This window comes from Levilinea saccharolytica (assembly GCF_001306035.1).
Taxonomy (GTDB): Bacteria; Chloroflexota; Anaerolineae; order Anaerolineales; family Anaerolineaceae; genus Levilinea; species Levilinea saccharolytica.
The window spans coordinates 46580-52583 of sequence record NZ_LGCM01000023.1 but is presented as its reverse complement, the minus strand read 5'-3'; the positions used below and the strand labels follow the sequence as shown (position 1 = coordinate 52583).

Genomic DNA, 6004 nt, shown 5'->3' with positions numbered 1-6004 from the left:
CAATTTCCAGGGGGTCAGCCGTCACCTGACGCACGCTGAACAGGCCGAAAGGGTCGCCGCTGCGCAGTTCCCAGGGCCCCAGGCGAAAAATTCCCCGCTGGCGGCATTCTGTGCTGGCGCTCCAGCGCAGGGTCTGGCCGCCGCTGACGGCGCGCACCTCGCTGATTTGATAGCCCGGCAGGTCGGAACGGTCGCTGAACTCCACCCAGGGGGCGGGCAGGGGGCTGCGGTTGGTGAGGCTGATTTCCTCTTCCAGGGTGTCGCCCACCTGAAAGGCGCGGTAGCGCAGACGGCGCTGACCGCTGAGACGCGCGGCCAAGATGCGCGCCCACAGGTAAGCGCAGAGGACCATGCCGCCCACCAGGGTGAAGATGACCGCGGCGGCGGGGGACAGCTCCAGGGCGTACCACAGCAAAGCCGCACCCGCCAGAAACAGCGCCCAGGGCTGGTGCAGGCGTACTTCGGCCTGGCAGGTGGGGTGGGGCACGTGCGCCCAGCGGTCTGCGAGGGATTGGAGCGAAGGGATCATTTCTCTTTCATTATAGTCAGGGGCGGGCAATTGGAAGGTAGGAATCGGTGGAAAAACGGTTGAAAACAATCTTGATCTTTGCTATCATCGTTCTATCACGCGCTGGAATCCCTTTTTCGGGGATGGGCACGCCCGTGGGGGGTGTCAATACGCTTCGTGATTCCGAAAACCACTTTTCATTGGGCTGGGGAGGCAATATGGTGCAACGTGCGGCAGGGCTGCGGCGCTTGGCGGCAAGCGTGATGATGGGGTTGTGTCTGTTCACCGGGTGGGTGACTCCGGCGGCGGCTGAGGGTCTGAACCCTCCGGAGGCCGGAGCAATGGAAGAGCAGGCGGTTTTATACCCCGACCCTGGGGCTTATTTTAAGATCGGTTCGACCCCCTACGCGTTCACCTTTGCAGACTGCGACCCGGACACAGCCGGGGATCAGGCGTGCAGCAACCCCATTCAGGCGGCGGTGGATTACCTCAGCGGTCACAATGCCGCACCCGCGGGGGGAACCATCTACCTCGGCGCGGGGGAATATGACCTGACGGCGGCCACGCCGGCGCATGTGCGGCTGGACGGTTCCCAATGGCAAACGCCCCCGGCAGCCCTGAACCTGGTGGGCATGGGGGGCACCATCGGCGGGGGGCAGGCGACAACCCGGCTGGTGGGGCGGATTCATATTAACTTTCTTCATAACTGGGGGGTCAGCGACTTTCAGATGAAGGGCGTGCTGAACGCCTCGGAGAATTCCGGCACGGCGGTGGTGAGCGGTTGGACGAACATAGACACCCCCGACACCGGCCTGATCATCAGCGCACAAACCGGGAATGTGACCCTGCGCGATGTGCATATTTCCCACTGCACCGGTGCAGGGGCGCACCTGGGCACAGACGGCAGTCTGGAGATCCTCAACAGCAGTTTTTCGGGGAATAACGGTCCTGGGCTGCAAGTGGTTAATGCCCAGAAAGTTTCTCTGCATGGGGTCAGCGCGTTATCCAACAACAGCCACGGGGTGATTCTGGGCACCTTCTCAACCAACACCCCCGTGCGGGTGACGTTTTCCAATTTTTCCCGCAACACATTCATCGGATTAATTGTTGACACACAAGGACCAGTGTATCTGGACCGCGTTTCCAGCCTGCGCAATCAATCGGGGGGCGTGTGGATCAACTCATATGCGGCAGCGACGATTTTGCGCAGCGCGCTCAGCTTCAATACGGGCAATGGTTTAGAGCTCTGGACCGCGGGGAAAGTTTTGCTGGACGGATTGGAGGTGGTCGCTTCGTGGGGAGAAGGCGCGGTGATCCACGCGGCCAAAGAAGTGGTGATTCAGGACCGCCTGGGGCCCTGCCTGTTTCAGAATAACAACGTTGGCCTTTCCGTAGAGGAGATGTCCGCCCCCATTCGCGTTCAGGGGCTGCGGGCGTATCAAAACCGCGACACCGGATTCGCGTTCAAGGGTGCGAATATCAGCCTGAACAACGTACGTTCGGTGGGTAATCTGGCAGGCGGGCATGCCATCGCCAACGGCAGCTTTTCGGCTGTCAACGTTGAGGTAAGCGGCAACACCGGCTTCGGCGGCCTGCAGGTGATTCAGGAATCTGCCAGCACGGCCCTGCCGGTAGTAGTGCAGCGCAGCACGTTTTCGGGCAACCGGGGCGGGAATGGTTTGATCATGACGCTGCAAAACCGTGCGACCCTTAAAGATGTTTTGGCCGTAGGCAACCAATTTACCGGCATTTTCGTGAACAACCAGGTGACGGATGTATTCAACCTGCCGGTCAAGCTGCAAAACATTCGCACTCTGCAAAACGGCGGCACTGGGCTGGCGGTGGACAGCAGCAGCATGATCACCGCCAAAGGTCTGACCAGCAGCGGCAACGGGCAGAACGGCGCGTATTTTGCCAGCCGGAATAGATTGGGATACCCCACCCAGAGCGTGATTGTGCAGGGGCGGGCCGGTGAGAACAGCTTTGAAAACAACGCGTCAAGCGCTTTAATCGTGGTTGGCAGGAACCGCGGGTCGTTGAGCGGTATTCGGACGCAGGGCGGAGATTCCCTGGGGATCTTTGCCGAAATCATGGACGGAGACGTCTCGCTGCAGAACGCGGCTGTGTTTGGGGGAACGGGGATTTATTTGAGTGGGCGCGGCAACATGTTGGTGAAAAATGTGCAGGTGACCGATTCGCTCAATACCGGTTTGGAGATCAACAGTGATGACATCGAAGGGGAAAGCTCTGTGGTGAAACTGAGCCAGGTGAGCGTCAACCGCAGTGTGAATCACGGGGTGATGGTGTACGGCAATCAGCCGGTCACGATGGAGCGGGTGAGCGTGGTGGGCAGCCAGATGGACGGCATCTGGCTGAGCCAGAACGGCCTGGTGGCCTCGATGCCCAACCCGGCGGTGGTGCTGCGCCAGGTGCGCGCGGAAGGCAGCGGCGGCTCGGGCTTGTATTTTGACGTCAAAGGCCCCCTGACCGGAGACTATGTGCAGGCGCGCGGCAGCGGCCTGACCACAGGGGAACCCGCCGCCTTCTTCCGCGGGGTGGGGCTGCCGTTCAAGATCACCTGCGGGGATTTCAGCGGTAATATCGGTCTGGGTTTTCGGGTGGAGAACGGCGAAGGGTTGATCCAGTTTAAGAATGTGCTGGTGGGGGGCAACAAACTGGGGGATTTGACCTACCAGGATTGGATCATTGAGCTGGATACCAACGCTTCGGTGCAGATGGGCGCCTGCACGGGATGGTGACGGCGCAGAAACGAATTGGGAAGCAGCGAGAGTCAGGAGGTCTGAGATGAAAAGATGGCGTGCGGTTTGGCGGATGCTGTTGGCGCTGTGTGTGGCGCTGGCGCTGCTGCCGGTGGGGGCAGCGGCGGGGCAGAGCGAACCCCCCGAAGGCGACCCGGTGGTCGTCGAAGGGGCAGAGCAAGGTGAACCGGCTGAGTTCGAATTTGAGCTGCCGCCCGAAGGGGTGACGGTGCTGCCGATGGCGAACCCCGTGGACGCAGCAGCCGTGCCGTACCCAGACCCTGGGGCGTATTTCAAGATTGGCGCGACCAGCTACGCCTTTACCACCGCCGACTGCGACCCAGACACGGCTGGGAATCAGGGGTGTACCAACCCCATTCAGGCGGGCATTAATTACCTGAGCGGCCGCAACGCCGCGCCGGCCGGAGGCAATATTTTCATCGGGGCGGGCAGTTACATTCTCACCGCACCCGGCACCACCCCGGCCACTCACATCACCCTGGACAGCGCAAATTGGGCCACACCCCCGGCGGTGATCAACCTGGTGGGCATGGGGTCGTTGAATGACGGCAGCCCGGTGACTGACTTATATTCCAACATCTCCATCGTGGGGATGCGTTCGTGGGGCCTGCGCGACCTGCGGCTGGTGCAGGCTTTAGGCACGACGGTGTCTGCCGTCAACTGCATCGGCAGCGTCAATGTGAACCGCGTGCAGTTTTTGAGCGGCCGGGGGCTGGAGGTGGATAAGCAGACCGGGCCGGTGACGATTACGGAGAGTAACATTCGGGGCAGCAACCGTAGAGGAGCCTTTATTCACACCGATGGCAAGGTGGTGATCTCCAACAGCTCCTTCCATGACAATGCGGAGGACGGCTTATACATCCGCACGAATGAGAGTGTGCTGCTGAATGGGGTTTCATCCTCTGCAAACACGGGCACAGGGACCAGCGTTCAAACCGACAGTGTTAAGGCTGCGGTGAACGCGGTCTCCTCGACCTTCAGCAACAACGGAGGCGGCGGCCTGGCGATGAGCGTGGTGGGTCCGGTGTGGTTAGATAAGATCAGCGCCACGCGAAATGGGGGGACTGGTTTGGCCGTCCTCAACCTGGACCCGGCCACCAAGGCGGCGTTCAGCCTGCTGCGCAGCACCGTCTCTGGTAACGGTGATAGCGGCATGGTTCTGGACACCGCCAGCGCGATCACTCTGGATGGGGTGACGGTGGAACGCAACGCGGGCACGTATGGGGTGCTCATCACCAACAGCGGGGCGTTTAAACCGGTGGTCATCCGCGACCGCCTGGGCCCGATGGTCATTCAGCGCAATGGCGGCACCGGCCTGTATATCCAAAGAGTGGGGGCGGTCACCCTCAGCGGGCTGAGCACGAACAACAATCTCAAAGGCGGCGTGCAGGTGGAGAACCTGGACAGCGGACAGAGCGTCAACCTGTCGCGGGTCAAGGTGACGGGCAACGGCCTGTCTGGGGGGGCGGTGAACACCAACGGGGGGGTGGTGATGAGCGACTGTCAGGTAGATGACAACACCGTGGCTGGGTTCTATATTCAGCAGTTTACCCCCACGGCGGCCAAGCCAGTCACCATCCTGCGCTCCACCTTTAACCACAACCGGAGCGGCGATGGGCTCAGCATGATTGGCCGCGGGCGCATCACCTTGAAATCCATTCAGGCTTCGGGGAACGGATTCCGCGGCGTGACGTTAAACCTGCGCGGGCCGGAGCAAGGCAAAACGCCGCTGCTGATGGACAGCGTGACGGCCAATGCCAACACCGACCAGGGCGTGCAGGTGATCACCTCTAGCAACGTCACCCTGAGCAAGATCACCGCCAGCGGCAACGGCGAACACGGCCTGCTGTTGGACGGCGCGGCAACGGAGGTCTCTCCCAGCGTCATTTTGAAAGGCCGGCGCGGTCAGAACCAGTTCGCAGATAACGCCGTGGGCGCGGACATTCGCGCCACCGGCAAGGTGCTGGTCAGCGGGGTGCAGGCCAGCGGGAACGGTCAGTTGGGCCTGCATATTCGCAATGATCACGGCGACCTGGGCGTTTCGGTTGCGGAGATTTCCGCAGTTGGCAACGGATTGACCGCCGCGGGCCCGGGCATTTGGGTGGAGACGGGCGCGTCTGTGACTGGCAAAAAACTGACGGCGGGGTCCAATTCGGATGCCGGCATCGCGGTGACCAACACCTCCTTCCACCGCCAGGACCGACCAGTGATACTGCAAGACGTTCAGGCCACCACCAACGGTGGGGATGGGCTGTATATTTTCTCCGACAGCCCGGTGACGCTTTCGGCAGTGCAGACCTCAGCCAACACCGAGAACGGCTTAAGCATTCGCAGCTCGAATAACACCATTGCGTCGCCGATCCAAATCAACAACAAGGGCGGCAGCAACCGCTTTGTGGGCAACGGCACGCGCGGCATTTACCTGCAGGCCGGCCCGGCGGTGCTGAACTATATTACCGTGGCGGATAACGGTTGGGACAGCGAGAATTTCGGCATGTCCTACGCCATCAACAACCAGCCGCTGACGGTGAACTGCGGTGTGTTTTCAGGCAACTCGGATAACGCGTTATATTTTGCCAGCACGGCGGACATTCCTCTGACGCTCAACAATGTGCTCTTCCAAAACAACGCCCTGGACGGCAGCGTTCTGGATACGAACTGGATCCCGGGCGGGGTCAACGTGACCTGGAAACAAGGCACTTGCTCTGGTTGGTAG

The 6004-nt window shown here is 61.1% G+C and carries 2 protein-coding genes and 1 pseudogene; 2 read left to right on the top strand and 1 reads right to left on the bottom strand.

Going from position 1 to position 6004, the window contains the following annotated elements:
- Positions 1-529: pseudogene (locus ADN01_RS05855) on the bottom strand (hypothetical protein); the annotation flags it as partial.
- A gap of 197 nt (positions 530-726) precedes the next feature.
- On the opposite strand from ADN01_RS05855, the gene ADN01_RS05850 reads away from it, so the two are divergent.
- Together ADN01_RS05850 and ADN01_RS05845 are read left to right on the top strand one after the other, a co-directional pair.
- A complete protein-coding gene (locus ADN01_RS05850) occupies positions 727-3267 on the top strand; it encodes a right-handed parallel beta-helix repeat-containing protein (protein ID WP_062417213.1) in 2541 nt (846 codons plus the stop codon).
- 46 nt (positions 3268-3313) lie between these two features.
- The gene (locus tag ADN01_RS05845; protein WP_082142634.1) at positions 3314-6004 is read left to right on the top strand and encodes a right-handed parallel beta-helix repeat-containing protein; all 2691 of its coding nucleotides are present in this window, start codon (positions 3314-3316) and stop codon (positions 6002-6004) included.

Bases quoted from the DNA above. Each gene is read 5' to 3' on its own strand.
- ADN01_RS05850 (WP_062417213.1), top strand. From the start codon at position 727: ATGGTGCAACGTGCGGCAGGGCTGCGGCGCTTGGCGGCAAGCGTGATG.
- ADN01_RS05845 (WP_082142634.1), top strand. From the start codon at position 3,314: ATGAAAAGATGGCGTGCGGTTTGGCGGATGCTGTTGGCGCTGTGTGTG.